Source organism: Pseudomonas sp., assembly GCF_040514055.1.
GTDB lineage: Bacteria > Pseudomonadota > Gammaproteobacteria > Pseudomonadales > Pseudomonadaceae > Aquipseudomonas.
The window spans coordinates 1-26039 of record NZ_JBEVDL010000017.1 but is presented as its reverse complement, the minus strand read 5'-3'; the positions used below and the strand labels follow the sequence as shown (position 1 = coordinate 26039).

The window sequence follows — 26039 nt, the reverse complement described above, 5'->3', positions numbered from 1 at the left end:
GTAGCGATACCGGGGCCCCTTCGTTTTCAGGACCCACGCCCATGACCGTCAATGAGCAGTTGCACGCACTCGGCCAAATACTTGCCAGCGGTGACCTGCACAGCCTCTTCCAACCCATAGTCTCCTTGGCTGAACGACGCATCCTCGGTTACGAGGCCCTTACTCGCGGCCCCTCCAACAGCTCATTGCACTCGCCGATTCCGCTGTTCGCCATTGCCCGCAGTGCCGGACGCTTGAGCGAGCTGGAACTGGCCTGTCGCCAAAGCGCTTGTCGGCGCTTTGGCGAGCTGCAGCTGGAAGGCAAGCTGTTCCTCAATGTCTCACCAGAATCCCTGCTCGAGCCGGCACACCAGCCAGGGCGCACCTTGAAACTGCTGCGCCAGTTCGCTATCGAACCGAGCCGGGTAGTGATCGAGCTGACCGAGCAAACGCCGATCGAGGACTTCGACCTGCTGGATACCGCCCTGCACCACTATCGCGCCATGGGCTTCTCGATCGCGCTGGACGACCTGGGGGCGGGCTACTCGAGCCTGCGTCTGTGGTCGGAACTGCGACCCGACTACGTCAAGATCGACCGGCATTTCATCGAAGGCATCCACCAGGATGCGGTCAAGCGCGAATTCGTCGGTTCCATCCTGCAAATGGCCAAGGCCTCGCGCGCCCAGGTGATTGCCGAAGGCATCGAACAACTCGAGGAATTGCAGCTGCTGAGTGAAATGGGCGTCGACCTGGTGCAGGGCTACCTGCTCAGCCGCCCCCTGGAACAGCCCCCTCGGGAGGCCCAGAGCCTGCTGCCGGTGCCCCAGCGGCTGCCAGTCCTGACACCCCCCGGCGAGGACTTGCAGGCGCTCTTGCTGGCATGCCCGGTCGTCGAACAGAACTGCTGCATCGCCGAGGTACTCGAGCTGTTCCGAACCCAGGCCAACCTTAACTCCCTGGCCGTGCTGAACAGCAGCGGCCAACCAGTGGGTATCGTTCACCACCACGCCCTCTCGGCCGCCCTGCTCAAGCCCTTCGCCACCGATCTGTTCGCCCGCAAGCCCATCAGCCGCCTGATGTCCAGGGACTTCCTGGCGGTCGAGTGCGGGCAATCGCTGCAACAGGTGAGTCGACTGTTGACCAGCCGCGCCCGCCAGCGCATCGAGGAGGACTTTATTATCACGCGGGACGGCGGCTATCAGGGCCTGGGTCGAGTGATCGATGTGCTCAAGTTGATAACCGAGCAGAAGATCCAGCAGGCCCGCCACGCCAATCCACTGACCGCGCTGCCAGGTAACGTGCCGATCCAGCAGTGCCTGGAGCGGCTACTGGAGCAACGCCTGGACGCCGTCATCTGCTATGTGGACATCGACAACTTCAAGCCCTTCAACGACCTCTACGGCTATGCCAAGGGTGATGAGGTGTTGCTCTGCCTGGCGCAGTGCTTGAACGAGCGGATCGATTCCAACCGGGACTTTGTCGGTCATATTGGCGGCGACGATTTCATGTTGGTACTGGCCAGTCCGGACTGGCGTGGACGCCTGCATTTCCTGCTGGAAAACTTTCAGAGCCAATGCCGGCGCTTCTACCGCACCGAGCACCTCGAAGCCGGCTATTTCACCGAGTACAACCGCCAGGGCCAGCGCCAGGAGTTCGCGCTGCTGTCGCTGTCGCTGGGCGTGGTGAAACTCGACAGCGGCACCGGCGCACGGTTCGATGCCGCGCAGCTGGCGGCCTTGGCTTCCGAGGCCAAACGCCAGGCCAAACGGGTACCCGGCTACAGCCTGCACCTGATCGACAGCGCCGAGCATAGCCCCGACGGGCAACTCGCGGGGTAGAACAGGACGCAGCGCGAGAAACCCTAAAGCCCCAGCTGGGCGGCACGGGCCCGAAAATGCGCAGCCTGCTCGGGATCGGCCGCCAAGCCGGGACCGCCTTGCGCCAGCAGCGTCGCCAGACGCGAAGCGGCCAGTGGATGCCCCACCTGCGCTGCCTGCTCCCAGAAGCGCGCGGCCAGCGCTGCATCCGGCGCTTGACGGGGGTTACCGGTCAAGCTGCACAGACCCAGCTGGTACGCGGACTTGCCATCCCCCGCCGCCGCGGCCAGGCGCAGCAGCCGCAAGCCCTCGTCACGCGCACCGAGGCCCTGGCCGCGAAACAGCAGCAGATGCCCATAAAAACTCTGGGCAGGGACATCACCCAAGGCGGCCTGACGGGCGAACTGGCCTTCCATCCAACGCCAGGCCCAGGGTTGACGCACCAACCAGCGCCAGCCCATGGCGCGTCGGGCAACCCTGTAGCCCAACCAGGCCCGCCAGCGCCCTGTCACTTACGCATGCTCGGCGTAGTCGTACTCGAACACCCGCGCCACTTCAGAGGCATGCCAGGACGCGGCGGCAATACCATCTGGCGCGCCACTGAAGCGCCCGAGACGGCCCACGCATTCGAAAAAGCCGGTGCGCGGCAAACGGCTGGCACCTTGGCTGATCACCAAGGAGCTGCGCAGCGGCCGTTCGGAGCGCGCATCCAGGGCGGCGAGATGCTCCAGCGCAGCCGCCAGGGTTTGCATGGCCGGTGTCGGCAATTCCAGTCGCTCGATCAGGGCGCGATAGGTCAATAAATGACGTTGACGGCGGGCATCTTCCAGCTCGCCCAGCAACGCCTGCCAATGTTGACGACTGATGCTGACGCTCACGATGGTGTCTCCCAACCGCTGATACCCAGGTTCCAGGCCAGGGCCCGGCGAATGGCGGCGTCGGGTGCTCGCTCGCCACGCTCGATCAGTGCCAGGTAATGGGCACTGATGCCCACGCTGCGAGCCAATTGCTCCGGGGCCAAACCTCGCGCCTCGCGCAACGCCTGCAGTTGGTCCAGACCGACTGCATCGGCCGCGGCCTTGCCGAGCGGCCCTGCCAGCTCTTGGGCAACTGCGCCGGCGGCTTTCAGCAACGCCTGATAGTCGGCCCAAGGTAATACCGCGTACTCAGCTTCACCATCCCGTGTGATCACTTGCACAGTCATCGAAAATCTCCCTATGGAACGCAGGACCGAGCGTCTCGACCCTTTCCTTATAAGCTACATCTTAACAGGCCGATCGCGACTGGGGAGTCTGCGTCGCCCCATTCCATGCGCCCAGCTTTACGGAGATGGCGTGCACGGCGCAGCGCCTGGCGCAGACGCGACAGGGGCATTCAGGCGGCGATCGGGGTTATTGGCTAAGCACGCTCCTCGCAGGTACAGGACAACAGGCAGTGCCCATGCACACGACGCGGAAACAACCAGGAAAAAGCCTGAACAGGCAGGGCCACGCCAGCGCTCGGCCCAGGCGTGAGCTCAGGGTTGACGGTGTTCCTGCTGCAATTGTTTCAGCGCGGGCAAGTGCTCGAGGGCGGCCTGCTGGTCAGGGCTCTGCTGCGCGCGCCAGAGACGAAAGGCATCGAGCTCAGTGGACCAGGTTTTCATCAGCCAGGCCAAGACTGCGATGTCGTCAAAAAAACCCAAACCCAGCAACCAATCGGGTATCGCGTCCAGTGGCGAGAGGAAATACAACAAGGCGGCCACCACCGCCACCAGCGCTTTAGGCGTAATGCCCCGGTATTCGCCCCGCCACCACGCCAAGCACAAGGCCTGGAGTAGGCGCAGGTCTTCCTTCAACGCGCCCAGCCGCCCTCCCTGTCGGTCGCTTTTGCGCGCTACTGCCAGCAGTAATGCGGGCAGGCGGCCCGCAGCCAGAAATCGCTGCGCCAGGGGGAGGTAACGCAGGAAACTCCAGGGTGCCTTCATCGTGAATCCTCGAAAACCCGTGTGCGGTATGGCGTACCGGGGTTATCCACCGAAGCTGTGGATAACCTTGTGAACAACCCGTAGACCAAGCGGCCAAAAGCCCGGCCCACGTGGCCTGGCTACAGATCGGGCACTTTTTGCGCATCAAAATATATCTATATAAATCAATAGCTTATATTTGATTGCCAGGGTGATGGGAAGATACTTGTGGGCCAGGCCCCCATTGCCCTGCCAATGTGCATAAGCGTAACACCGATGGACGCTCTTGCCCCTTTCAGACCCCTGGCTCAGCATCCGGTTCGCTCTCTAAAAGCCAAAAACAACAACGCCCCGTCGAGACGGGGCGTTGGTTTACCGCAGCCGAGCGCTTATTTCTTCGGCTCAGCCTCAGCTGCCGGTGCGGCCTCAGGCGCGGCCTGGGCTGCCGGATCCTTGATCGCCAGCAACTCAAGCTCGAACACCAGCACTGAGTTGGCCGGAATCGCCGGACTCGGGCTCTGGGCACCGTAGGCCAGCTCGCTCGGGATCACCAGCTTGTACTTCTCGCCGACATGCATCAGCTGCAGGCCTTCGACCCAACCCGGGATCACACCGTTGACCGGCAGATCAATCGGGCTGCCGCGCTCGACGGAACTGTCGAACACTTTGCCGTCGGTCAGCTTGCCTTCATAGTGCACGGTCACGACATCGGTTGCCTTCGGCTGTGCGCCTTCGGCTTTCTTCAGGACTTCGAACTGCAGACCCGACGCCGTGGTGGTGACACCGGCACGCTTGCCGTTTTCGGTCAGGAACGCTTTACCGGCCTTGGCCGACTCTTCGTTGAGCTTGACCATGCGCTCTTCAGCACGTTTTTGCAGATAGGCGAAAGCTTCGGACAGCTCTTCGTCTTTCAGTTTCTGGTCTTTCTTACCGATGGCGTCTTCGATGCCCTGGGCAACAGCCTTGGAGTCCAGGTCGTCCATGCCTTCCTGAGCCAGGCTCTTGCCCATGTTCAGGCCAATGCCGTAGGAGGCTTTCTGCGCCGGGGTTTTCAGTTCCACGCTGGTCTGCGAGTCGCAGCCTGCGAGTACCAGGCCCACCAGGGCCACCGCCGCCGCTAAACGATGTTGTCTCATGCTATTTCCTTGTTCGTGCGCCAAAGGGGCCATCCAGTTAAACCGCGAGCTTAGCAGGCTGCCACGATCACTGGCTACCGCCATACGAACCGAGAAAGCTCGATAAGTTCGGGTATTTGCTAGGTTTTTTTCTTTTTTTAACAAGGATGGTAAAAGATTGCCGGCAATTTGCGGCGGGCAGTGCGAAGAGATGTAGCGAGGATGTCACAGGAGGATAAAAAATGGCGCAGCGGACGGGACTCGAACCCGCGACCCCCGGCGTGACAGGCCGGTATTCTAACCGACTGAACTACCGCTGCGCGTAACACTGAGAAGGATTGGTGGGTGATGACGGGATCGAACCGCCGACCCTCTGCTTGTAAGGCAGATGCTCTCCCAGCTGAGCTAATCACCCTTCACTCTCGGTGTGGCGCGCATTCTACGGAGCGTCCCCCACCCTGGCAAGCCCTTTCTGAAATAATTTTTACAAGCCTTCCAAAGGCTTAGCGCAGGCTTGGCCAATGACCCGGAGGGGAGAATAATGCGCGCTTTGCGTTGATAAGGATTCGCCCCTCATGTGGTTCCGTAACCTGCTCGTCTACCGCCTCACCCAGGATCTGCCGTTCGATGCCCAAGCCCTGGAAACGGCGTTGGCTGCCAAACCGGCCCGCCCCTGCGCCAGCCAGGAACTGACCACCTATGGGTTCGTCGCGCCATTCGGCAAGGGTGAGGATGCCCCGCTGGTCCATGTCAGCCAGGATTTCATGCTGATCGCCGCCCGCAAGGAGGATCGGATCCTGCCCGGCAGCGTGGTCCGTGATGCCCTGAAGGAAAAGGTCGAGGAGATCGAAGCCGAGCAAATGCGCAAGGTCTATAAGAAGGAGCGTGACCAGCTCAAGGATGAAATCATCCAGGCCTTTCTGCCGCGTGCCTTTATTCGTCGTTCCTCGACCTTCGCCGCCATCGCCCCCAAACAAGGGCTGATCCTGGTCAATGCCGCCAGCCCGAAACGCGCCGAGGATCTGCTGTCCACCCTGCGCGAAGCCATCGGCTCGCTGCCGGTGCGTCCGCTCTCGGTGAAAATCGCACCGACCGCCACCCTGACCGGCTGGGTCAAGACCCAGCAGGCCGCCGAGCATTTCACCGTGCTGGACGAGTGCGAACTGCGCGATACCCAGGAAGACGGCGGCATCGTGCGCTGCAAACGCCAGGACCTGACCGGCGACGAAATCCAGCTGCACCTGGATTCCGGGAAGATGGTCACCCAACTGTCCCTGGCCTGGCAGGACAAGCTGTCCTTCGTCCTGGACGACAAGATGATCGTCAAACGCCTGCGCTTCGAGGACCTGCTGCAGGACCAGGCAGAGCAGGATGGCGGCGACGAGGCGGCCGGGCAGTTCGATGCCAGCTTCACCTTGATGATGCTGACGCTCGGTGAATTCCTGCCGCAACTGTTCGAGGCGCTCGGCGGCGAGGAAATCCCCCAGGGAATTTAACCGTTCCCCGGCGCGCGGTTCCCGCCAGGCGATCGAACCGCGGATTTGCAGCGGCAGCCGGCCTGTGCACAATGTCAGGCAGGCAGGGACGACCCTGCCGCGGATCGACCCACCGCTCGGCAGGTCGATCGGCCTGCCATCCGGCACCTACCCGGGGACGACCCCACTCTGGAGGTCGACATGTCCTGGATTATCCTGTTTTTGGCCGGTCTGTTCGAAATCGGCTGGGCCGTGGGCCTGAAATACACCGAGGGGTTCAGCCGGCCCCTGCCCAGTGCCCTGACCATCGGCGCGATGTTGATCAGCTTGGGTCTGCTCGGGTGGGCGATGAAGGAACTGCCACTGGGCACCGCATACGCGGTCTGGACCGGCGTCGGCGCGGTCGGCACGGTAATCGCCGGCATCCTGCTGTTCGGGGAATCGATGGCGCCCATGCGCCTGCTCAGCGTTGCACTGATCGTTGGCGGCCTGCTCGGCCTGAAACTCAGTCACTGAGAACGGCGGGGACGCCGCCCATAGGCGGCGCCCCTACCTTGGCAGAAAACCGCGAGAGTTAACGCAGCGTCCCGCGCAGGGCGCCGACCTGCACCTGCAAATGGGCCGGGGCCGCGGCGTCCGGGCTCAAGGGCTCGCCAGCGACCAGGGTGATGCGCGACCACAGGCGGCGGAACACGCCCTTGGCCGGATCACGGCTGAAAAAGCTGCCCCACAAGCCTTGCAAGGCCAAGGGGATCACCGGAACCGGATTTTCTTCGAGGATCCGCGTGATGCCGCTCTTGAACTCGTTGAGTTCGCCATCGGTGGTCAACTTGCCTTCCGGAAAAATACACACCAACTCACCGTCGCGCAGGTAGGCGCTGATGGTCTTGAATGCCTGCTCGTAGATCAGCAGGTCCTCGTTGCGCCCGGCGATCGGCACCGTACCCGCTGTACGGAAGATAAAGTTGAGCACCGGCAGGTTGTAGATCTTGTAGTACATGACAAAGCGGATCGGGCGGCGCACGGCGCCGCCGATCAGCAACGCATCGACGAAGGACACATGGTTGCATACCAGCACCGCGGGGCCTTCGTCGGGAATGCGTTCCAGATCGCGGTGCTCCACCCGGTACAGCGAATGACCCAGCAGCCAGATCAGGAACCGCATGCTGAACTCGGGGACGATCTTGAAGATATAGGTGTTGACCGCGATGTTCATCAGCGACACCACCAGGAACAGCTGGGGAATCGAGAGTTTGGCCAGGCTGAGAAAGGCGATCGAGACCAACGCCGACACCACCATAAACAAGGCATTGAGGATGTTGTTCGCGGCGATCACCCGAGCCCGCTCATGCTCCTCGGTGCGCGACTGAATCAAGGCGTACAAGGGCACGATATAGAACCCGCCGAACAGGCCGATACCGAGTATGTCCGCCAGGATCCACCAGGCCTGCCCCTGGGCCAGCACCCCGAGCCAGTCGTGCGGACCGGCGGGAAAACCACCGGAGTGCCACCAGAGCAGGATGCCAAACAGGGTCAGGCCCATGGAGCCAAAGGGCACCAGGCCGATCTCCACCTTGCGCCCCGACAGCCGCTCGCACAGCATCGAGCCCAGGGCGATGCCCACCGAGAACACCGTGAGGATCAGGGTCACCACGGTTTCATCGCCGTTTAACCATTCCTTGGCGTAGGCCGGGATCTGCGTCAGGTAGATCGCACCGAGAAACCAGAACCAGGAGTTACCCACCATTGACCGCGATACGGCCGGGCGCTGGCCCAGCCCCAGGCGCATGGTGGCCCAGGATTGGCGCAGGATATTCCAGTCCAGCTGCAAACTCGGCAGCGCCGCGGCAGCCCGTGGAATGCCCCGACTGGCCAGGTAACCGGCACAGGCGACGAGCACCACGGCAGTGGCGACCATGGGCGCGTAGGCCTGGCTGGACATCATCATCCCGGCACCGATGGTGCCGGCCAGAATGGCCAGGAAAGTGCCCATTTCCACCAGGGCGTTGCCGCCGATCAACTCCTCTTCCGTCAGGTGCTGCGGCAGGATCGAATACTTGACCGGACCGAACAACGCCGAGTGGGTGCCCATGGCAAACAGCGTGATAAACAGCATCGGCAGGTTATTCAGCAAGAACCCGGCCGCACCGAGGATCATGATGCCGATCTCAGCCAGCTTGATCAGCCGGATCAGCGCATCCTTGGCGAATTTTTCCCCGAACTGCCCACCCAGGGCCGAGAAGAGGAAAAACGGCAGGATAAAAAGCAAGGCGCAGAGGTTGACCAGAATGGCCCGATCACCCGACAGGCTGAGCTTGAACAGGATCGCCAGAATCAGCGACTGCTTGAAGATATTGTCGTTGAACGCCCCGAGCAACTGGGTCAGAAAGAACGGCAAAAAACGCTTTTTGCCGAGCAAAGCGAACTGCGAGGGATGGCTCATCTTCCTGACTACCTGCTTGGTCTGGGAACGGACAGAACATTGACAGTATGTCAGGTGCAAAAGCCACACACACGCATGACGCGAACAGCGGCTAATGGCGAGAGACCCTGTTCTGCCAGGCTGGCTGGAGTTTGGCCAATCCGCACCGGCGTTTGCGGCCTACCCGCGAAGTGTCACAGGCGGCATTCCCACGCAACGATTTGACGTGGGAACGATCAGACCACCCAGCGGATGACAACTTGCGATCAGAGCGGCAACTGCCCCAGCTGCCAGCGGCAGATAAAAAACACCAGCAGCCCGCCGCCGATAGTTGCCAACAGGTGACGGCTGACCGCCGCGATCAGGATGGTCGCCAGCCCGGCGACCAGGTAGGCATTGTCCAGCCGCAGCGCCAGGTGTTGCCCATCGGGCATCGCCATACCCGGCACCACGATCGCGCTGAGCACGGCAATCGGCACGTAGGGCAGGCCCTGTTGCACGATCGGCGGAAAGCGCAAATGCGGCCAGGCGAACAGGCTGTAGCGGATGGCGAAAGTGATCAGCGCCATGGCCAGGATCAGGCTCCAGGTTTCCATCACGCCACCTCCTGCGCGGCCATTTGGGCCTGGCGTTCCAACCTCACCCCGACGGCGATGCCGGCCAGTGCGGCGACCAACAACCCCAGCTGGTAGGGCAGATCGTGGGCCGCTAAGGCGACACCGGACGCCACCAGCGCCGCGGCCAGTTGCGGACGGTTGCGCAGCGCCGGCACGACGATGCCGATAAAGGTGGCCAACATGGCAAAGTCCAGGCCCCAGGCCGCCAGGTTCGGCACCTGCTGGCCGAACAGCACCCCGACCAGCGAACTGCCGACCCAGCTCAGGTATAGCGTCAGCGCCACCCCCGCGTGGTACCACTGGCCATGTCCCGCCAAGCCCTGAGCCTGGTAACGGCGCTGCACCACGGCAAAGGTTTCATCGGTCAGGCCAAAGGCCAACAGCAGTCGCCAGCACAGCGGCAAGTGCCCGACATAAGGCTGCAGCGCCGCGCTGTACAGCAAATGGCGCAGGTTGACGATCAGGGTGGTGAACAGGATGACCGCGATACCACTGCCCGCGGCGAGCAGGCTGAGGGCGATAAACTGCGCCGAGCCCGCATAAACCAGCATCGACATGCCCAGCGCCTGCCAGGTCCCGAGGCCGGCCAACCCGGCCAGCGCGCCGTAGATCAACCCGAAGGGCAGGATTCCAACCATCATCGGTACGCTGTCGCGTACCCCTTGCAGCATTACATACGATCGATTCATGGCGACTCCTCTTGGCCGCCAGTCTGCCGGCTTAGCCCAACGGAATCTTGCACGATCTTGCGCAGGCGTCACGGCGCATCGGGGAAGCGTTCGAGCGGCTCGGTCGGATAACGTGCTCAGGTGCCGAAGCGCTGCTCCAGCGCCTGCTTGACCGAGGGCCAGTCCTGGTCGGTGAGGCTGTAGACCAGACTGTCATCCAGGCGCCCGTCCGCCAGGCGCCGATGATTGCGCAACTGGCCTTCACGCAGGGCACCCAGTTTTTCGATGGAGCGCTGGGCCCGCAGGTTGCTGCTGGCGGTGTTGAACTCCACCCGCACCATCTGCCAGACCTCGAAGGCATGGCGCAGCATCAGGTACTTGATCATGCCGTTCAGGCCGGTCCCGTGCTGACCACGCTCCAGCCAGGTCCAGCCGATCTCAGTGGCCGGCAGCGCCGGCAGGAAATGACCGAAGCGGGTGGTGCCGACCAAGGTGTCACCGAGCCGAATGACAAAGGGCAACGCCTGGGAATTACGCTGTTCGTTCAGGCCCGCGCGGTACCAATCCAGTCGCAGCGGACCGTTCATCTGGGCCAGCTCACCGCGATTGACCTCCGCCAGCGCCACCAGGGCCGGCAGGTCACCGTCGAGCATGGGCTCCAGGCGTAAGGCACCGCGCTGCAGGGTCACCAGTTGTGGCTTGAACATGCTTTAGAATCCTCGACATCGGCGCCACGCGCGCCACGCTAGCAGAGCCTGGAGCGGTCCTTCAGGGGCGACCATGGTCGCCCTGACGCCGCTCCACTTTGATGCGACACTGCCGCACGCGACACGTTTCATTCTACCTGGCGGCAACGCTGCCGCCGCGCCGTTCGACCGTCCTTGGAGTCCTCATGTCGTTGTCCAGTGGGCTGATCGCCGCCGTCGCCCTGCTGTATATGGCGGTGCTTTTTGCCATCGCCTTTTATGGCGACCGCCGCCGCACGCCACTGTCACCCCGGGTGCGGGCCTGGGTCTACAGCCTGTCGCTGGCGGTGTACTGCACCAGTTGGACTTTCTTCGGCGCCGTCGGCCAGGCGGCCGGGCAACTCTGGGCGTTTTTGCCGATCTACCTGGGCCCGGTGCTGCTGATGCTGTTCGCCCCCTGGGTACAACAGAAAATGGTGCTGATCAGCAAGCAGGAGAACATCACCTCCATCGCCGACTTTATCGCCGCACGCTACGGCAAATCGCAGACCCTGGCGGTGGTGGTCGCGCTGATTTGCCTGGTCGGCGTGTTGCCCTATATCGCGCTGCAGCTCAAGGCCATTGTGCTGGGCGTTAACCTGCTGATCGGTGCGGGCGCCGAATCGGCCAGCGTGCGCGCCCAGGATACTGCACTGATCGTCTCGCTGGTGCTGGCGCTGTTCACCATCCTGTTCGGCACCCGCAACCTGGACGTCACCGAGCACCACCGTGGCATGGTACTGGCCATCGCCTTCGAAGCGCTGGTCAAACTGCTGGCCTTCCTCGCGGTCGGCGCCTTCGTCACCTTCGGCCTTTACGACGGTTTCCACGACCTGCTCGAGCAGGCACGCCGCGCCCCACGGCTCGAGGCTTTCTGGGCTGAAGCGGTGAACTGGCCGGCCATGCTGGTGCAGACCGGCATGGCGATGATCGCCATCATCTGCCTGCCGCGGCAGTTCCACGTGACCGTGGTGGAAAACATCGAACCCCGCGACCTGCGCCTGGCGCGCTGGGTGTTCCCGGCCTACCTGGTGCTGGCCGCACTGTTCGTCGTGCCCATCGCCCTGGCCGGCCAGCTCTTGCTGCCGGCCGGGGTGATGCCGGACTCCTTCGTCATCAGCCTGCCACTGGCCCAGGCCCACCCCGCGCTGGCGCTGCTGGCCTTTATCGGCGGCGCATCGGCGGCGACCGGCATGGTGATTGTCGCCTCGGTGGCGCTGTCGACCATGATTTCCAACGACATGCTGCTGCCCTGGCTGCTGCGTCGCCAGACCGCGGAGCGACCGTTCGAAGCCTTCCGCCACTGGATGCTCAGCGCACGGCGGATCAGCATCGTGCTGATCCTGCTGCTGGCCTATGTGTGCTATCGGCTGCTGGGCAATACCGCCAGCCTGGCGACCATCGGGCAGATTTCCTTCGCCGCGGTGGGGCAGTTGGCCCCGGCGATGTTCGGTGCCCTGCTATGGAAGCAAGCTAATCGCCGCGGCGTTTTCGCCGGGCTGGCCGCCGGTGCGCTGATCTGGCTCTATACCCTGGTGCTACCGGTCGTGGCGCACAGCCTGGGCTGGTCGCTGAGCAGTTTTCCGGGGCTGCGGGCACTGCTCTACCAGCCCCTGGGCTGGGCGGTCGACCCCCTGACCCGCGGCGTGGTGCTGTCATTGAGCGGCAATTTCCTGCTGTTCGCCTGGGTCTCGTTCCTGTCGCGCACCCGGGTCTCCGAACATTGGCAAGCGGGTCGCTTTATCGGCCTGCCGTTCGACAGCAAACCCAGCGCCCGCAGCCTGCTGGCGGTGCAACTGCAGGACCTGCTGGCCCTGGCCGCCCGCTTTGTCGGCGAGGATCGCGCGCAGCAGAGCTTTGCCCATTTCGCCACACGCCAAGGCCGGGAGTTCCACCCAGAGCAACCGGCCAACAGCGCCTGGATCGCCCACACCGAACGCCTGCTGGCTGGTGTGCTGGGCGCCTCCTCGACCCGCGCTGTGGTCAAGGCCGCGATCGAAGGACGCGAAATGCAGGTCGAGGATGTGGTGCGCATCGTCGGGGAAGCCAGCGAAGTGTTGCAATTCAATCGGGCGCTGCTGCAGGGGGCCATCGAAAACATCACCCAAGGCATCAGCGTGGTCGACCAGGCGCTGAACCTGGTGGCCTGGAATCACCGGTACCTGCAGCTGTTCGACTACCCCGAAGGCTTGATCCGGGTCGGCCGACCGATCGCCGATATCATCCACTACAACGCCCAGCGCGGGCTCTGTGGCCCCGGCGACGCGGACGCTCATGTGGAACGTCGCCTGCACTGGATGCGCCAGGGCCGTGCGCACACCTCCGAGCGGTTGTTTCCCAACGGCCGGGTCATCGAACTGATCGGCAACCCGATGCCCGGTGGCGGCTTTGTCATGAGCTTCACCGACATCACCCCCTTTCGCCGGGCCGAGCAGGCACTCAAGGATGCCAACGAGGGCCTGGAGCAACGGGTCGGTGAGCGCACCCTGGAACTGTCGCAACTCAATCAGGCGTTGCTCGACGCCAAGGGCGTCGCCGAATCGGCCAACCAGTCCAAGACGCGTTTTCTCGCCGCGGTCAGCCATGACCTGATGCAGCCATTAAACGCCGCGCGACTGTTCTCCGCCGCGCTCTCCCACCAGCCACAGGCGTTGCCCCAGGACGCCCGGCAACTGGTGCAACACCTGGACAGCTCGCTGCGCTCGGCCGAGGACCTGATCAGCGACCTGCTGGACATCTCGCGCCTGGAAAACGACCGCTTTACGCCACAGCGCACGGTGTTCGCCCTGGACAGCCTGTTCGATGCCCTGGGCGCCGAGTTCAAGGCCCTGGCGCAGGAGCAGGCAATGGATTTCCGCCTGCGGGGCAGCCGTCTATGGGTGGACAGCGACAGCAAGCTACTGCGACGGGTGCTGCAGAACTTCCTCACCAACGCCTTCCGCTATGCCAAAGGCCGGGTGCTGCTGGGCGTACGCCGAGACGGCGCGCAACTGCGCCTGGAAGTCTGGGACCAGGGACCCGGTATCGCCGAGGACAAACGGCAGGTCATCTTTCAGGAATTTCAGCGCCTGGACAGCCACCAGACCCGCGCCGAAAAAGGACTGGGGCTGGGCCTGGCGATTGCCGATGGCTTCTGCCGGGTGCTGGCCCACCGCCTGGAAGTGCGCTCCTGGCCCGGCCACGGCAGCGTCTTCAGTGTCAGCGTGCCCATGGCCCCGGCACCGATGGCCGCGCCCGCCGCCTACACCCCGGCGGCGGAGAATCCCTTGCTGCAGGGCAGCCAGGTGCTCTGCGTGGACAATGAAGACAGTATCCTCAGCGGCATGCACAGCCTGCTGTCACGCTGGGGCTGCCAGGTCTGGACCGCCCGCAACCGCCTGGAATGCGAGCACCTGCTGAGTGAAAACGTGCGGCCCCAGCTCGCCCTGCTCGACTATCACTTGGACGAAGGCGAGACCGGTACCCAGCTGATGGCCTGGCTGCGCACCCGTCTGGGCGAGCCGTTGCCGGGTGTGGTGATCAGTGCCGACGGGCGTCCCGAACTGATTGCCGAGGTGCACGCCGCCGGCCTGGACTACCTGGCCAAACCGGTCAAGCCGGCGGCGTTGCGGGCATTGCTGAGCCGCCACCTGGATCTGCCCTGACAGGCTTCAGGGCGCTGGCGGCCGCTCGAGAAACCCCTGCAACAGTTCGCCGACCCGCTCGCCCAGCGCCTGCTCGGCGGCCTGTTGCAGGCCGCGGGCCAGCTCGGCTTCCACCACGATCTCGACCAGCGGGCGCAGCTTCAACAGCAACTGGTTGATGCGCTGCATTTCATCGGCGTGGGGCAAGCTGCCGTGCATGGACGGCGCGATCAGGTGTTCGACGATCATCTGCACGATGCCACTCGACACCCCTTCCAGGCTCGAGCGAATCGCCGCCAGCTGATCGAGCAAGGCCGGCAAAGCAATTCCAGCCTGGAACAGCGCGACCCCGGCGGCGAACACCGGCGGGCTGGGTACGCGCAGGTGATCGCCGGCGAACTCCAGCAAGCCCATCTCCCGAGCCTGGTCGATACGCGCCTCGTCGAGCGCCTGACCGAATAACCCCTGCAATTCAGCGAACTCCAGGCGACCCACCGGCTCAGGCGGGTGCGGCCCGCTGATCGCCTGGTCGAGCCCCAGCACCTGGGCCAACCCCTGCCCCGCCGCGTGGGCCTCGAACAACTCGCGGATACTGGCGATGCCGTAACCGCGTTCGAGCAGCTTGGCAATCAGGTTGAGCCGCGCCAGATGGTCCGCGCCATAGATGCCGACCCGACCACGCCGCTGCGGCGGCGGCAACAAGCCACGGTCCTGGTAGGCCCGTACATTGCGCACCGTGGTGCCAGCCTCGCGTGCCAGTTCATCGACGGTGAATTCGCGCACCGCTGCGGCCGTCGGTACGCCCGGGGACGAAGCCAGCAAGCGTGCCAGCAGGGAGGGAGTGGTTTTCATGGCCGCGATCATAACGGCCAGGCGCGCCGCACAACAACCTGTCGCGGCGGCCCAACCAAGGACTGGTAAAGCCGACCAGGCCGCCACCTGCCTGCCTCGCGGTAACCGCTCAAGGGCGCGGCGCGCAGACCGGTACAGTAGCTACGGCAGCCATGACCCCGGGGCGAACCGCCCTGGCGCTGTGCGCCAGCGTTGGTGAGACTGCGCTGGCGTCGCTCGACGCCATTGAACGAGGACGCCCCATGTCACCGAGCCCCCTCACCTGCGCCTGCCCGGCGGCACAGATCCAGTACATCCAGGGCGACGGCCTGCAGCTGGCCACCTACCGCTGGGGCAACCCCGGGGGAGCGACCTTGCTGCTGGTCCACGGCTATCCGGACAGTCACCAGGTCTGGCTACCGCTGGTGGCCGAACTGGCCGCCGACTTCCAGCTGATCGCCTACGACGTGCGCGGCTTTGGCGCCTCGGACAAACCCGACGCGGTTCACGCCTATCGCCTGGAGCACCTGGCCAATGACCTGGAGGCCGTGATTCGCACCCTGTGCCCCGACCAAGCCGTGCACCTGATCGCCCATGACTGGGGCTCGATCCAGGCCTGGGAAGCGCTGACCGAGCCCCGCATCCAGCCGTTGCTGCGCTCCTTTACCAGCCTCTCCGGACCTTGCCTGGATCATGTCGGCACCTGGCTGCGCGAGCGCCTGGGGCAACCGAGCTGGCGCGCCTGGGGACAGGTCGGGCGGCAATTGCGGCGTTCCTGGTACATCGGCCTGTTTCACCTGCCGCTGCTGCCCCGGCTGCTCTGGGGTGCGGGGTCGGCAAGACGCTGGTCGGCCCTGCTGACCAGGATGGAGGGCATCCAGCCGCCACCGACCGGCACCAGCCTGGCCAGCGACGGTCGTCACGGGGTCAAACTGTACCGCGCCAATATGCTGCGTTGCCTGTTGCGACCGCGACGGCGCAGTACCCCAGTGCCGGTGCAGTTGATCGTGGCCAACCGTGATCGCTTCGTCGACCCGGCGCTGTTCGACTCCCTGGCGCAGTGGGCACCGCAGCTGTGCCGATACGAAGCGGCGGCCGGGCACTGGCAATTGCTGGCTGAACCGGTGGCGCTGGCAAACTGGCTACGGGGCTTTGTCGCCCTGCACGAGCCCCAAGGCTAGCGATACTCGCCACACGCGGCGATCAGGGCTCGCTGGTTTCGTCGAACTGCGGCAAACCGGCGGCCCGTTCCAGCAGGTCGGTCGCCAGACTCTTGCTGGCCCGCGCGCCCAACAGCTTGAGGTTTTCCACCCGACCGATGATATTACCGCGCCCGTCGGTAAGCTTGTTGCGCGCCGCGGCATAGGCCTTGTCCAACTGCTGGAGGCGGCTGCCCACCTCGTCCAGATCCTGGATAAAGGCGACGAACTTGTCGTACAGCGCCCCCGCGCGTTCGGCGATTTCCCGGGCGTTCTGGTTCTGCCGCTCCTGGCGCCAGAGGCTCTCGATGACCCGCAGGGTGGCCAGCAAGGTGGTGGGGCTGACGATCACGATATGTTGCTCGAAGGCCTCCTGGAACAACCCGGGATCGGCCTGCAGTGCCGCGGCGAACGCCGCCTCGATAGGCACGAACAGCAGCACGAAATCCAGGCTGTGCAGGCCTTCGAGTCGCTGGTAATCCTTCAGCGACAAGCCCTTGAGGTGGCTGCGCAGGGACAGCACATGCTGCTTCAACGCCAGTTGGCGGATCGGCTCGTCGTCCGCGGCAACGTATTGTTGATAGGCCGTCAGGCTGACCTTGGCGTCGACCACGATCTGCCGCGCACCGGGCAACTGGATCAGCACATCCGGCTGGAAGCGTTCGCCGTCGGCGCTCTTCAGGCTGACCTGGGTATGGTACTCGCGGCCTTTTTCCAGCCCGGCGTTTTCCAGCACCCGCTCCAGCACCAGCTCGCCCCAGTTGCCCTGGATCTTCTGCCCTTTCAACGCCCGGGTCAGGTTGGTCGCCTCGTCGCTCAGTCGCTGGTTCAGCAGTTGCAGACGCTCGAGCTCCTTGCTCAGGGAAAACCGTTCGCGCGCTTCCTGCTGGTAACTGTCCTCGACGCGTTTCTCAAAGGACTGAATGCGCTCCTTGAGTGGCTCGAGCAACTGACCGATACGCTGCTGGCTGGTCTCGGCGAAACGTTGCTCGCGTTCCTCGAAGATCTTGCCGGCCAATTCGGCGAACTGGCTGCGCAGCTCGTCGCGCGCGCCCTGCAGATCGTCCAAGCGCTGTTGGTGATGTGCCTGCTGGTCACGCAACTCCGCCGCCAAGGCGGCGCGTTCGGCATCCAGGCGCCGAAGTTCGGCTTCCTTGTTCCCGCGCTCGGCGGCCCAAGCCTGCGCCCTTTGGGCAGAATCGCCGCGTTCGACCTGCAGCCACTGCGCCTCGCGGCGCAACGCGGCCAGTTCGGCCCGTTGCTCGCCCAACAGGGCAATCGAGGCGGCGGCTTCTGCACGGTAGGTAGCCACTTGCTCAGCCAGCCCATTCTGCGCCAGGAGCGCGGTACCCAGGCGCTCGTCCAGCAGCGCGCACTCGGCCTGGCTGCTGCTCCACTGGCGATGCAGATGCCAGACCCAAGCCAACAGGGGCAAGGCGCCGGCGGTCAGGCCCAGCAGCAAGGAGGGGAGATCGAGGGGCATATGCGGCTCCGTGCGGGATAGCCGCTCAGTATACCCAGACGCCAGGCTCAGGGCTGGACGGCGAGGGTCTCGAGCAACCGGCGGGCGTCCTGGGAGCCCTGCGCCGCGGCCAGCTCCAGCCAATGCCGGGCTTGCTGCGGCTCGTTGATCCGCGATAGGCCGCACAACCGCCCCAACTCCAGCTGGGCGTGACCGTTGCCGGCCCGCGCCGCCTGGCGCAACAATTCCAGGCCAATGCGCCGGTCGCGGGCGTTGCCGCAGTCGCGACACAACAATTGCCCGAGGCGACTTTGTGCCACCACCACTCCTTGGCGAGCGGGTTGCTTGAGCAGACGCCCGGCAAATTGCTTGACGCTGGCCGTGTGCCCCAGGCGCGGACTGTCCAGTAACCAGAGGGCAATCTGCAGCGGCACACGCTGGCGAACGGGAACGGGCGGCAGGGGTAAGGCAGTCAGCGAGAAAGGTTTCATACAGTCTGGGGGTAGTCGCGAGGCGCGCCACTGTACTCCTTTTTTTCGCCCGGTAAAGGCTTGCAAAACACGCCGAGCCGCGATCTAGAGCAAGCGCTACGGACAATCCACAAAAGCTGTGGATAACTCAGTGGACAACTTGGGAGCAAGGCCCGCCATCGCCTATGCCGTGGGGCCTGAAGTTAAACTGACGCTTTTTTCACCAGCAAAAAAACTTCATATTTTTCATTGACTTAAAAAATCACCTACAAGATTCAAAGACTTACCCATGATAGTGATTGCTGCTTGACAAGAGATGCGGCCTTTGTGCACAAGTTTTTCCACCAGCCTCCTCGGCCCGCCCGTTTTCGAGGCATTGTCAACGCTTTTCGGGGCATAAGAATGCTACAAAAGGGCGCATGCACGCGGCCGCCAGGCCCTGCCTGGCTCGGGGCATTTTGAGAGTACCGCCGCCCGCTGCAATGGACCTGCTTTCACCGCCGTTTCCGTCTAGGCGGAAACCCCAACGCGCTGAAGTCTCTGGATACCCGCCTACGCGGGTATGACGGGGACTGGGTCATTTCACCGTCGTTCCCGCGACGGCGGGAAACCAGGCGCGCTGAGTTCATTGGGCCCCGCCTGCGCGGGTATGACGATCTGGGCGCAGGCTCCATAAAGTCAGAAATCCATCCCAGGTTGATCTTGCGCGCGCGGCACGCCACCCTGGAGCATGCATAAATTCTGTCGCCGTGGAAATTCCCCTTGACCCCCACCCGTCGTCGCTGGCGCCTCGCAGGCTTCCTTAGCCTGCTGGGGCTGGCCGCCCTCGGCTACGCCCTATCCAGTCTGCAGCGCGTACTCGATCGCCATGGCCTGGACGTCCGCTGGCAGGGCTTGGCACTGTCGCGGGAGTCCGTTCGCCTGGAGCGTCTCGACCTGGTTCAGCAGGGCGTCGACGGGCAGCTGCAGATTCACGGCCAGGGGCTGTCCTGGAACTGGCGCGGCGAGGATACCCGGCACTTGGCGATCCAGATCCTGCAGGTGCAATGGTACCCCTCCGGCTCTTCCCAGCCGACGACGGCTGCGCCGCCGCGCCTTGACCCCGCCACCCTGCTCGCCGAGCTGACTGACCTGCCACGTCGCAGCCACATCGACCAGCTGACGCTCGAACTGCCCTGCCCGGCCGGTCGCTGCACCTTGTCGGGCAGCCTGGATCTCGAACAAGTCCTTGAGACGGGCGGCCCCCTGGACCTGCGACTGGCCTTGCGCCGTGACGCCCAGTTGCTGCAGCTCGACGCGCAGTTGCGCGGCCAGCCGGATGCCCTGAATGCCGAGCTGCGCCTGACCGTCGACAACCAAATGCGCCTGACACTGCTCAGTAGCCTGACCCGCGACCCGCAGGGTACGGAGTGGAAGGGGCAATTGGCCGTACCCCGCCAACTGACCGCCGCCTGGCCAACCGCCTGGGCGGGCGATTGGCTGAGCAGCCTCCCGGCACTCTTGGCCTCGGCGCCAGCGGACCTGCAGATCACCGCCGATTGGCAGTTGCGCTTGCCGGCCGGACCTTTGGGCCTGGCCGACTTGATGACGGCCAGCGGCCAACTCAACTTCGCCGCGCAGCTGCCCAGCGCCTGGCAGGTGCCCCAGGTCGGACGGCTCCAGGGAACGCTGGAGCTTGGGCTGCTGGGCGAGACCAACGCCTGGCGCCTGCAGCGGGTTCAGGCGGACTTGCAGCTCGCCCAGCCGGAGGGCAACTGGCTGCAGCCCCTACCCATGCAGTTCAGGCCAGATACCCTGTCGTTGCGCATCCAGGACACTGGCGCCGTGGCGGACACAGGCACGGCGCTGCCGCTGCGCGTCGCCTTGAAAAGCCGAGGACGCCTGAACCTCGATGCCCAAGCCGACCTGGCGCTGGCCAACGCCGCGCCCCTGGCGCTGACCCTGAACAAGGGCCAACTGGAGGTCCAGGCCGCACAACTGGACTTGGGTGCCACGCAGTTGCAGCAGTTGCGCATCCAGCTGCCCTTGAGCGGCACCCTGGGACGCGACGGACTCAACCTGGCCCTGGGCCAGGGCGCGCAGGTCACGCTGACTCGCGCCAGCGCCGGTTCGCTGATGGCCGAAGGACTGCAAGCGCAGCTGGACGGGCTGAAACTCACCGCCGCGCTCAACCCGATGGGCCTTTCGACCGCGAGCCTGCAGGGCACCCTTGACCTGCGCATAAAAAAGCTCAGTCACCCGCGGCTCAAACCCCAGGACTGGCAATGGCAGGGACAGTTGCTCAGCGACCTTCAGCGCACGGAAGTAAAAGGCCAACTCAGTGGCGGCAGCGGACTGAAGCTCGACCTCGAATTGCTGGCCGAGGCCAGCGGCGCCGTGCAGCTGAAAACGGCTCTACATGAGGTGTTTCTGCGTGCCGGCAACTCCCTGGCGGCCACCTTCAGCGATTGGCCAGCCCTGTTGCAACTCGACGCAGGACGCCTGCGGGGTAACGCCCAACTGCACGTGCCAGGACCCGGTGGCGTGCCCCAAGCCGAGCTGTCAGTGGAGCTGCAGGGTGTAGCCGGACTCTACGACAGTACCGCGCTGCAGGGCCTCAGTGGCCAGCTGCAGGTGGCGCTTAGCGCAGGCCGGCTGCAGGTAAAAGTCCCCACGCTGACGCTGCAACAGGCCGATCCCGGTTTTGCCCTGGGCCCCTTGCAGCTGCAAGGCGAATACGCTGCCGCCCAGGACGCCCTCGGCAAAGGCCAACTCAAACTGCAGCAGGCGCACCTGCAAGTGCTTGGCGGCATCCTGAGCCTGCCACCGACGGTCGCCGACCTGGCACAACAGGACCTGCAGTTGCCGTTGCAGGTCCAGGGGCTGGAGTTGCAGCGCCTGCTGGAGGCCTACCCGACCGAAGGGCTGGCCGGCCACGGCACGCTGGACGGTCAGTTGCCGCTGGTCGTGGGTCCGGCGGGTGTGACCGTCCGCCAGGGCCATTTACTGGCCCGTGCGCCCGGGGGCGTTCTGCAGTTCAACTCTCCCCGCATCCGCGCCCTGGGCCAGGCCAATCCCGGAATGAAACTGGTGGCCGATGCCCTCGCGGATTTTCACTACCAGCGGCTGTCCAGCGACGTCGACTATGATCAGCAGGGCAAATTGCGCCTGGCGTTGCGCGTGGAGGGCAGCAATCCCGCCCTTGAAAACGGCCGGCCGATCAACCTGTCGATCAACCTGGAGGAGGATATTCCGATGCTGCTGGCCAGCCTGCAGCTGACCGGCAAGGTCAGCGAACGGATCCGTCAACGGGTGCAGGAACGCCTTGGCCAACCCAAGGCGACACCCTGAACGGCCGCCCTGCGCCGCTCGCCGCCGAGCAGGCACGCGCCCCCCTTTGTGTGCGACCATCGGTTAACCTGCCATCCGCCCCACAGGGAGCTATCGCCATGTTCTTGCGTAACCGGCTTGCGCCGCTGTTGCTGTGCCTGCTGTGCAGCGCCTGCACCCCTACGGTCCAACTGGCGATGCCCAATGAGCCGATCAATATCAACCTGAACGTCAAGATCGAGCACGAAATCTATATCAAGGTGGACAAAGCGCTGGACACCTTGATCGACCCGTCCAGCGGCCTGTTTTAAGGAGATCCATCATGCGCCTGCACACCCGACTGCTGAGCCTGCTATTGGCGCTGTTTATCAGCCTGCCGGCCTGGGCACTGAACCTCAACGATGCAATGTCGGCGTTGGGCGACGCCAAGGCCAGTGGGCAACTCGGCGAACTGCCCAGCGGCTATCTGGGCGTGGTTCAGGACGGCGGTCAGGCAGCGGAAATCGCCCGCCTGATCAACCAGGCGCGACTTGCGGAATACCAGCGACTGGCCCAGGAGAACGGCATTCAACTGAGCGATGTGGAAAAAATAGCCGGTAAAAAAGCCCTGGAAAAAACCCCGGCGGGGCAATACATCCAGCTCAATGGCGCCTGGCAACGCAAATAACGGCCTGGTGGGACGGGCCTGCACGAGTCTTGCGCCGGAGCGCCGACGCTCCCAGCCGATGCCGCTAGCGGCATCGGCCTGCGGGCTGGCAAGCTTGCCCAGTGCGGTGAAATGTGCGGCAGGTCCTCGACAACGCCCGCATAAAGGCGCAGAGTGCGCCCCTTAGGAAACCGGTTGCCTCCAGGGTTACCAGGTAAAAGCCTTCCGATCTGCCTACCTTGCCAAGCCAAGCGGCCATCACGAAGTCCCCGCCCGACCAGCAGCGCGATCCGCCCTTCAGACACAGACTGTCTCGATTCGGCCGATACCTGCCCTCCCAGCCCCTAAATGCCAGCCAAAGTCCCGCGAAGCGGAACTTATGCTTGCCAGCCGACTCTGATCCCCTGCGCCCAGCCATTTGGCTACCCCGCAGCGCACCTAGTCATTTTTCGCGGTCTACACCGTAATACGCAGGAAATCCCTAACAACACATGTCCACTCAATACCAAATCCAGGCCGCTATGCGCACCCTGGCTACCGCTTTTGCCCCGCTGCATTGCCAGATCCAGGCCGCGCGCAAAGGTTGCTTCAGTTTCACCCTGGTCAATGAACAGGGCATCGCCCGTCACAGCCAGCGTCTGTACCCCGGCCAATATTCCTCGGAACCGCTGCAGGCAGTGATCGAGCGAACCCGTCAGGCACTGGCCGCCTAACCCATCGAGCGCCGACACGCTCATCGAGTCGCCTCACTTGGAGCGTTGTCATGGAAGCCACCCACCTCGACCTGATCGTCAAAACCTTTCATCCGCTGCGCGCGTCCTTCGGCCAGCGTCGCCCCGATGGCGGCACCGTGCTGACCCTCGCCGACGAGGCGGATGTCACCGCCTACAGCCGTGTTATCACCTCGGCCGAACGCAGCGATCCGCTGCTGTTCGGCGCAGTGGTGGAAGATGTACGGCGCGAGCTGTCGGTCCGCTCAGGCACCCTGACCGCGGAAATGCGCAAGGTGCTCAAGGAGCAGGACGGGGTGCTGCCCTACCAGCCGGCGTAATCCCCGGCCCGCAAAAAAGCCCTGTCCTGCAGGGCTTTTTTTGGTCCGCCGATTTTTCCAAGGGGCTGCTCAGCCTTCGTCAAAAGAGTCGCGGAAGGCGCGACGCAGCCTGGCGTCTATCCGGTCGAAACGCGCCAACCCGCGACAGACGCGGGCTCGCGCCGATCGTCTGGACGCCGTCGAAAGTCGACCCGACAAGCGAGGCGCAAAGGCTCGGCAAGTGCAAGAGCTGTTTCATCAAAAAAACCCCTCGCCGAACGCTATAAAATGCAACTGGCAGTCGCACTTAGCCGCGACAACACGTATAGTGAGTCGACTGTGCTGCATGTGTCACTGAGAATCGCAACCTGATGTTAGATCTCGATCCAACCATCTACACGACTCCTCTTACTCTTTGCACTCAGTCTCGGCTTGGGCTCTTCCAATGCTGGTGTTAACTTTGTTCAAGGAGACAATCCATGGCTAATCGCGAAACTGGTACCGTTAAGTGGTTCAACGATGAAAAAGGCTTCGGCTTCATCACCCCACAATCCGGCGGTGCTGATCTGTTCGTGCACTTCAAGGCGATTCAGAGCGACGGCTTCAAGAGCCTGAAAGAAGGTCAGACTGTGTCTTTCGTGGCTGCTAAAGGCCAGAAAGGTATGCAAGCTGAAGAAGTTCAGGTGGTCTAAACCCCCCTGTTCTGATCAAAGAAGCCCCGCATCGCCGGGGCTTTTTTGTGCCCGTAGGTTTTTCCGGGCCCGCCACGCGCACCTGCCCTCAGGGTCCGTTCAAGCGTCGCGCCTGGCCGCGAAATGACTCCACCGCCGGTCTCGGGCTGCCGTCGGCGCGGTACAAGCCAAAGCTGCCCATGCCATCCGGCGACGGATAATCCTCCAGGGCGAACCAGTAGACGCGCTGTACATTGGCGCTCAGCTCGCCACGCACACCTTGTCCATAGGGCTTATCGGTCAGGCGCGCCTGGATAAAGGCGAGGGTTTCGCCGAGGCGATCCTGCAGTTCGCGGTCACTGACCCCGAGCCGGCGCTCGGCGACAAAATAGCCCATCTCGGTGATCCAGATCGGCTTGCCGGGAAACCCCTTGAGCGTCATCAGCAGCTGCAAGTTGAACACCTTGCCCAGATACCCCGGGTCGTCATGGCTGCCGACTACACCCAGCGCCGCATACCGGGGCTCGTCCTTATCCATATCATTCGGCGCGCGAATACCTTGCCACCAATGAAACAAATAAGGGTGCACAGCCATGATGTCGAAGGTCTCGCCATAACGACTGTCCTGCTCCCACAGTTGCCAGAAGTAGATCAGATCGGACTTGGACAAACCGGCGTGCACCAACTTGATCCGCCCCCTTAGATCCTGGGTCTGGCGCTGTACCGCCCGCATCAACTTGACGAAGGCTGCCGCGTCCGGTGCCGGTCCCCAGAACTGCTTGATATTCGGTTCGTTCCACACTTGCCACGCGACAATCGGGGTAAAGGGCTGGGGCGCATCGCCCTGGGGCCCATAACGCTGGATCGAGGCTCGCAGAAAATCCGCGTACTCGTCGAATGCGCCTTCCTGGGGCGCCAGTTCGTAGATATCCGCCGCCTTGCGCTCCTGGCGCAATGCCCAGTCCGGGGCATAGTGAACGATGGGCAACAACTGGACGCCCTCCTCATGGGCCACCCGCACCAGCGTATCGAAGGCGTCCCACCGGTAGTCGCCGCGCCTGGGCTGCGCCTCGCGCCACTCCCAGTCCAACCGCACCTGGGTGACCCCCAGGGACCGGGCTTTCTGGAACCGGGTGCGCAAAACGGCCTCCTTGCCCGGCCCCCACATCGTATTGATGCCCAACACCAAACCCTCGGCCTGCGCCAGCGGCAGGCATAACAGCAGCCCCAACAACAATCCCCACCCGCCGCCGCCCGGACGGCCAACCTCCATTCGCCTTTTCATCCGCTGCCCAGCCTCCTTGCTTGACCCCAGTGAATAAACCGCTCCAAGGTCCAAGTCCATCCACCCGGGAGCGGACCCAGCAGTGCCAGTTAAGACCGACTTGGCCCCCCACAGTGCCGCGGCCGCGCTTTTTTGCTCGAAAGACAGCCGTCGGAGAAGCGGGCATCGACGGCACCGTCGACCGAAGTCGTTCCGCCCCTTCCACGGCTCGCCAAGCACTCACAAGCAACGCAATAAACACAAAAAACCCGCCAACGGGCGGGTTGTTTGTCGAACGTGGCGGCTACTGCCAGTTGGCCGCGATCACCGTATTGAGCTGCTCGCGCTGGCTGGTGCTGAGCGTCAGCTCACCCCCCGCCGGCGCGCCAAAGGCGGCCATGGCATTGACCAGTACATCCACCTGGCTGGCGTACAAGGCAGACGTCCCAGCCTGGACTTTGTCCAGCTGCTGCGCCGGGCTGGCGTACCAGTCCTGCACGGTGATGCGGTCCTCCGATCCGCGCACGTCCAGCACCAGGTCGTTGCCCTGGCGCGACAGCCAGAGGTTCTCCCGGGTGAGGCCCTCCAGGCTCAGCACATCGGTGTCAGCCGGCGTGTTGGACAGGTTGTTCAGCACATCCTGGCCATCGCCCGCGGCGAACAGGTAGGTGTCGGCACCGTCGCCGCCCAGCAGGTAGTCGTTGCCCTTATTGCCGCGCAGCCGGTCGTTGCCCAAGCCGCCGTCGAGCAGCTCGGCGTCCGAGGAGCCGA

The 26039-nt window shown here is 63.9% G+C and carries 25 protein-coding genes and 2 tRNA genes; 11 read left to right on the top strand and 16 right to left on the bottom strand.

Going from position 1 to position 26039, the window contains the following annotated elements; genetic code table 11:
* Positions 1-41: 41 nt before the first annotated feature.
* Positions 42-1817, top strand: coding sequence for a bifunctional diguanylate cyclase/phosphodiesterase (locus tag ABWY06_RS05435; RefSeq protein ID WP_353924551.1), 1776 nt, complete (start codon positions 42-44; stop codon positions 1815-1817).
* 23 nt (positions 1818-1840) lie between these two features.
* Here the strand turns inward: ABWY06_RS05435 and ABWY06_RS05430 are convergent, their stop codons facing one another.
* The 7 genes from ABWY06_RS05430 to ABWY06_RS05400 all read right to left on the bottom strand — a co-directional run bounded on the left by ABWY06_RS05430 (position 1841) and on the right by ABWY06_RS05400 (position 5271).
* Positions 1841-2257: an SEL1-like repeat protein gene (locus tag ABWY06_RS05430; RefSeq protein ID WP_353924550.1), complete on the bottom strand. Its 417-nt coding sequence runs from the start codon at positions 2255-2257 to the stop codon at positions 1841-1843.
* 51 nt (positions 2258-2308) lie between these two features.
* Positions 2309-2674, bottom strand: coding sequence for a hypothetical protein (locus ABWY06_RS05425; RefSeq protein ID WP_353924549.1), 366 nt, complete (start codon positions 2672-2674; stop codon positions 2309-2311).
* Positions 2671-3000, bottom strand: coding sequence for a helix-turn-helix domain-containing protein (locus ABWY06_RS05420; protein WP_353924548.1), 330 nt, complete (start codon positions 2998-3000; stop codon positions 2671-2673). The genes ABWY06_RS05425 and ABWY06_RS05420 overlap by 4 nt, the downstream gene beginning before the upstream one ends.
* A gap of 312 nt (positions 3001-3312) precedes the next feature.
* Positions 3313-3762 carry a YkvA family protein gene (locus tag ABWY06_RS05415; protein WP_353924547.1) on the bottom strand — a complete coding sequence of 150 codons (450 nt, stop codon included), beginning with the start codon at positions 3760-3762 and terminating at the stop codon, positions 3313-3315.
* Positions 3763-4130: 368 nt separating this feature from the next.
* Entirely contained in the window at positions 4131-4877 is a 747-nt protein-coding gene (gene bamJ / locus ABWY06_RS05410) for a BamJ family beta-barrel-assembly machinery protein (protein ID WP_353924546.1), read from the bottom strand.
* Positions 4878-5099: 222 nt separating this feature from the next.
* Positions 5100-5176, bottom strand: a tRNA-Asp gene (locus tag ABWY06_RS05405).
* Between the two features lie 19 nt (positions 5177-5195).
* Positions 5196-5271 (bottom strand) — tRNA-Val (locus ABWY06_RS05400).
* Between the two features lie 160 nt (positions 5272-5431).
* Here ABWY06_RS05400 and rdgC point away from each other — a divergent pair.
* Together rdgC and sugE are read left to right on the top strand one after the other, a co-directional pair.
* Complete coding sequence (gene rdgC, locus ABWY06_RS05395; RefSeq protein WP_353924545.1) at positions 5432-6352, top strand: recombination-associated protein RdgC; 921 nt, start codon at positions 5432-5434, stop codon at positions 6350-6352.
* A gap of 180 nt (positions 6353-6532) precedes the next feature.
* On the top strand, positions 6533-6847 hold the full coding sequence (gene sugE / locus ABWY06_RS05390; protein ID WP_353924544.1) for a quaternary ammonium compound efflux SMR transporter SugE: 315 nt from the start codon (positions 6533-6535) through the stop codon (positions 6845-6847).
* 58 nt (positions 6848-6905) lie between these two features.
* On the opposite strand, the gene ABWY06_RS05385 is transcribed toward sugE, so the two are convergent.
* The 4 genes from ABWY06_RS05385 to ABWY06_RS05370 form a co-directional block, all read right to left on the bottom strand.
* The gene (locus ABWY06_RS05385; protein ID WP_353924543.1) at positions 6906-8774 is read right to left on the bottom strand and encodes an MFS transporter; all 1869 of its coding nucleotides are present in this window, start codon (positions 8772-8774) and stop codon (positions 6906-6908) included.
* A gap of 245 nt (positions 8775-9019) precedes the next feature.
* The gene (locus ABWY06_RS05380; RefSeq protein WP_353924542.1) at positions 9020-9349 is read right to left on the bottom strand and encodes an AzlD domain-containing protein; all 330 of its coding nucleotides are present in this window, start codon (positions 9347-9349) and stop codon (positions 9020-9022) included.
* Positions 9349-10059, bottom strand: a complete 711-nt coding sequence (locus ABWY06_RS05375) for an AzlC family ABC transporter permease (RefSeq protein ID WP_353924541.1) — start codon at positions 10057-10059, stop codon at positions 9349-9351. The genes ABWY06_RS05380 and ABWY06_RS05375 overlap by 1 nt, the downstream gene beginning before the upstream one ends.
* A gap of 116 nt (positions 10060-10175) precedes the next feature.
* On the bottom strand, positions 10176-10745 hold the full coding sequence (locus ABWY06_RS05370) for a GNAT family N-acetyltransferase (protein ID WP_353924540.1): 570 nt from the start codon (positions 10743-10745) through the stop codon (positions 10176-10178).
* Positions 10746-10930: 185 nt separating this feature from the next.
* On the opposite strand from ABWY06_RS05370, the gene ABWY06_RS05365 reads away from it, so the two are divergent.
* Positions 10931-14407 (top strand): hybrid sensor histidine kinase/response regulator, encoded by a 3477-nt coding sequence (locus ABWY06_RS05365; RefSeq protein WP_353924539.1) that lies wholly within the window; start codon positions 10931-10933, stop codon positions 14405-14407.
* Positions 14408-14413: 6 nt separating this feature from the next.
* Here the strand turns inward: ABWY06_RS05365 and ABWY06_RS05360 are convergent, their stop codons facing one another.
* Complete coding sequence (locus tag ABWY06_RS05360) at positions 14414-15238, bottom strand: MerR family transcriptional regulator (protein ID WP_353924538.1); 825 nt, start codon at positions 15236-15238, stop codon at positions 14414-14416.
* Between the two features lie 242 nt (positions 15239-15480).
* Between ABWY06_RS05360 and ABWY06_RS05355 the strand changes: the two genes are divergently transcribed.
* The gene (locus tag ABWY06_RS05355; RefSeq protein ID WP_353924537.1) at positions 15481-16398 is read left to right on the top strand and encodes an alpha/beta fold hydrolase; all 918 of its coding nucleotides are present in this window, start codon (positions 15481-15483) and stop codon (positions 16396-16398) included.
* Between the two features lie 22 nt (positions 16399-16420).
* Here ABWY06_RS05355 and ABWY06_RS05350 read toward each other — a convergent pair whose 3' ends face one another.
* Positions 16421-17785, bottom strand: a complete 1365-nt coding sequence (locus ABWY06_RS05350; RefSeq protein WP_353924570.1) for a DNA recombination protein RmuC — start codon at positions 17783-17785, stop codon at positions 16421-16423.
* A gap of 161 nt (positions 17786-17946) precedes the next feature.
* Positions 17947-18369, bottom strand: coding sequence for a tetratricopeptide repeat protein (locus tag ABWY06_RS05345; protein WP_353924536.1), 423 nt, complete (start codon positions 18367-18369; stop codon positions 17947-17949).
* 741 nt (positions 18370-19110) lie between these two features.
* Here ABWY06_RS05345 and ABWY06_RS05340 point away from each other — a divergent pair.
* The 6 genes from ABWY06_RS05340 (at position 19111) to ABWY06_RS05315 (ending at position 24025) form a co-directional block, all read left to right on the top strand.
* On the top strand, positions 19111-21678 hold the full coding sequence (locus ABWY06_RS05340; RefSeq protein ID WP_353924535.1) for an intermembrane phospholipid transport YdbH family protein: 2568 nt from the start codon (positions 19111-19113) through the stop codon (positions 21676-21678).
* 98 nt (positions 21679-21776) lie between these two features.
* On the top strand, positions 21777-21968 hold the full coding sequence (locus ABWY06_RS05335; protein WP_353924534.1) for a YnbE family lipoprotein: 192 nt from the start codon (positions 21777-21779) through the stop codon (positions 21966-21968).
* Between the two features lie 11 nt (positions 21969-21979).
* On the top strand, positions 21980-22324 hold the full coding sequence (locus ABWY06_RS05330; RefSeq protein WP_353924533.1) for a YdbL family probable chaperone protein: 345 nt from the start codon (positions 21980-21982) through the stop codon (positions 22322-22324).
* A gap of 470 nt (positions 22325-22794) precedes the next feature.
* The gene (locus tag ABWY06_RS05325; RefSeq protein ID WP_353924532.1) at positions 22795-23016 is read left to right on the top strand and encodes a hypothetical protein; all 222 of its coding nucleotides are present in this window, start codon (positions 22795-22797) and stop codon (positions 23014-23016) included.
* 50 nt (positions 23017-23066) lie between these two features.
* Entirely contained in the window at positions 23067-23354 is a 288-nt protein-coding gene (locus ABWY06_RS05320; protein WP_353924531.1) for a DUF3509 domain-containing protein, read from the top strand.
* A 458-nt stretch (positions 23355-23812) separates the two neighbouring features.
* Entirely contained in the window at positions 23813-24025 is a 213-nt protein-coding gene (locus tag ABWY06_RS05315; protein ID WP_353924530.1) for a cold-shock protein, read from the top strand.
* 88 nt (positions 24026-24113) lie between these two features.
* On the opposite strand, the gene ABWY06_RS05310 is transcribed toward ABWY06_RS05315, so the two are convergent.
* Together ABWY06_RS05310 and ABWY06_RS05305 are read right to left on the bottom strand one after the other, a co-directional pair.
* Positions 24114-25289: a glycoside hydrolase 5 family protein gene (locus ABWY06_RS05310; protein ID WP_353924529.1), complete on the bottom strand. Its 1176-nt coding sequence runs from the start codon at positions 25287-25289 to the stop codon at positions 24114-24116.
* 283 nt (positions 25290-25572) lie between these two features.
* On the bottom strand, positions 25573-26039 hold a 467-nt coding region (locus tag ABWY06_RS05305; protein WP_353924528.1), incomplete at its 5' end, for a calcium-binding protein.

Excerpts from the sequence above, each read along its gene's own strand:
- ABWY06_RS05435 (WP_353924551.1), top strand. The coding sequence starts at position 42 with ATGACCGTCAATGAGCAGTTGCACGCACTCGGCCAAATACTTGCCAGC.
- ABWY06_RS05430 (WP_353924550.1), bottom strand. The coding sequence starts at position 2,257 with ATGGGCTGGCGCTGGTTGGTGCGTCAACCCTGGGCCTGGCGTTGGATG.
- ABWY06_RS05420 (WP_353924548.1), bottom strand. The coding sequence starts at position 3,000 with ATGACTGTGCAAGTGATCACACGGGATGGTGAAGCTGAGTACGCGGTA.
- ABWY06_RS05415 (WP_353924547.1), bottom strand. The coding sequence starts at position 3,762 with ATGAAGGCACCCTGGAGTTTCCTGCGTTACCTCCCCCTGGCGCAGCGA.
- bamJ (WP_353924546.1), bottom strand. The coding sequence starts at position 4,877 with ATGAGACAACATCGTTTAGCGGCGGCGGTGGCCCTGGTGGGCCTGGTA.
- rdgC (WP_353924545.1), top strand. The coding sequence starts at position 5,432 with ATGTGGTTCCGTAACCTGCTCGTCTACCGCCTCACCCAGGATCTGCCG.
- sugE (WP_353924544.1), top strand. The coding sequence starts at position 6,533 with ATGTCCTGGATTATCCTGTTTTTGGCCGGTCTGTTCGAAATCGGCTGG.
- ABWY06_RS05385 (WP_353924543.1), bottom strand. The coding sequence starts at position 8,774 with ATGAGCCATCCCTCGCAGTTCGCTTTGCTCGGCAAAAAGCGTTTTTTG.
- ABWY06_RS05380 (WP_353924542.1), bottom strand. The coding sequence starts at position 9,349 with ATGGAAACCTGGAGCCTGATCCTGGCCATGGCGCTGATCACTTTCGCC.
- ABWY06_RS05375 (WP_353924541.1), bottom strand. The coding sequence starts at position 10,059 with ATGAATCGATCGTATGTAATGCTGCAAGGGGTACGCGACAGCGTACCG.
- ABWY06_RS05370 (WP_353924540.1), bottom strand. The coding sequence starts at position 10,745 with ATGTTCAAGCCACAACTGGTGACCCTGCAGCGCGGTGCCTTACGCCTG.
- ABWY06_RS05365 (WP_353924539.1), top strand. The coding sequence starts at position 10,931 with ATGTCGTTGTCCAGTGGGCTGATCGCCGCCGTCGCCCTGCTGTATATG.
- ABWY06_RS05360 (WP_353924538.1), bottom strand. The coding sequence starts at position 15,238 with ATGAAAACCACTCCCTCCCTGCTGGCACGCTTGCTGGCTTCGTCCCCG.
- ABWY06_RS05355 (WP_353924537.1), top strand. The coding sequence starts at position 15,481 with ATGTCACCGAGCCCCCTCACCTGCGCCTGCCCGGCGGCACAGATCCAG.
- ABWY06_RS05345 (WP_353924536.1), bottom strand. The coding sequence starts at position 18,369 with ATGAAACCTTTCTCGCTGACTGCCTTACCCCTGCCGCCCGTTCCCGTT.
- ABWY06_RS05335 (WP_353924534.1), top strand. The coding sequence starts at position 21,777 with ATGTTCTTGCGTAACCGGCTTGCGCCGCTGTTGCTGTGCCTGCTGTGC.
- ABWY06_RS05330 (WP_353924533.1), top strand. The coding sequence starts at position 21,980 with ATGCGCCTGCACACCCGACTGCTGAGCCTGCTATTGGCGCTGTTTATC.
- ABWY06_RS05325 (WP_353924532.1), top strand. The coding sequence starts at position 22,795 with ATGTCCACTCAATACCAAATCCAGGCCGCTATGCGCACCCTGGCTACC.
- ABWY06_RS05320 (WP_353924531.1), top strand. The coding sequence starts at position 23,067 with ATGGAAGCCACCCACCTCGACCTGATCGTCAAAACCTTTCATCCGCTG.
- ABWY06_RS05315 (WP_353924530.1), top strand. The coding sequence starts at position 23,813 with ATGGCTAATCGCGAAACTGGTACCGTTAAGTGGTTCAACGATGAAAAA.
- ABWY06_RS05310 (WP_353924529.1), bottom strand. The coding sequence starts at position 25,289 with ATGAAAAGGCGAATGGAGGTTGGCCGTCCGGGCGGCGGCGGGTGGGGA.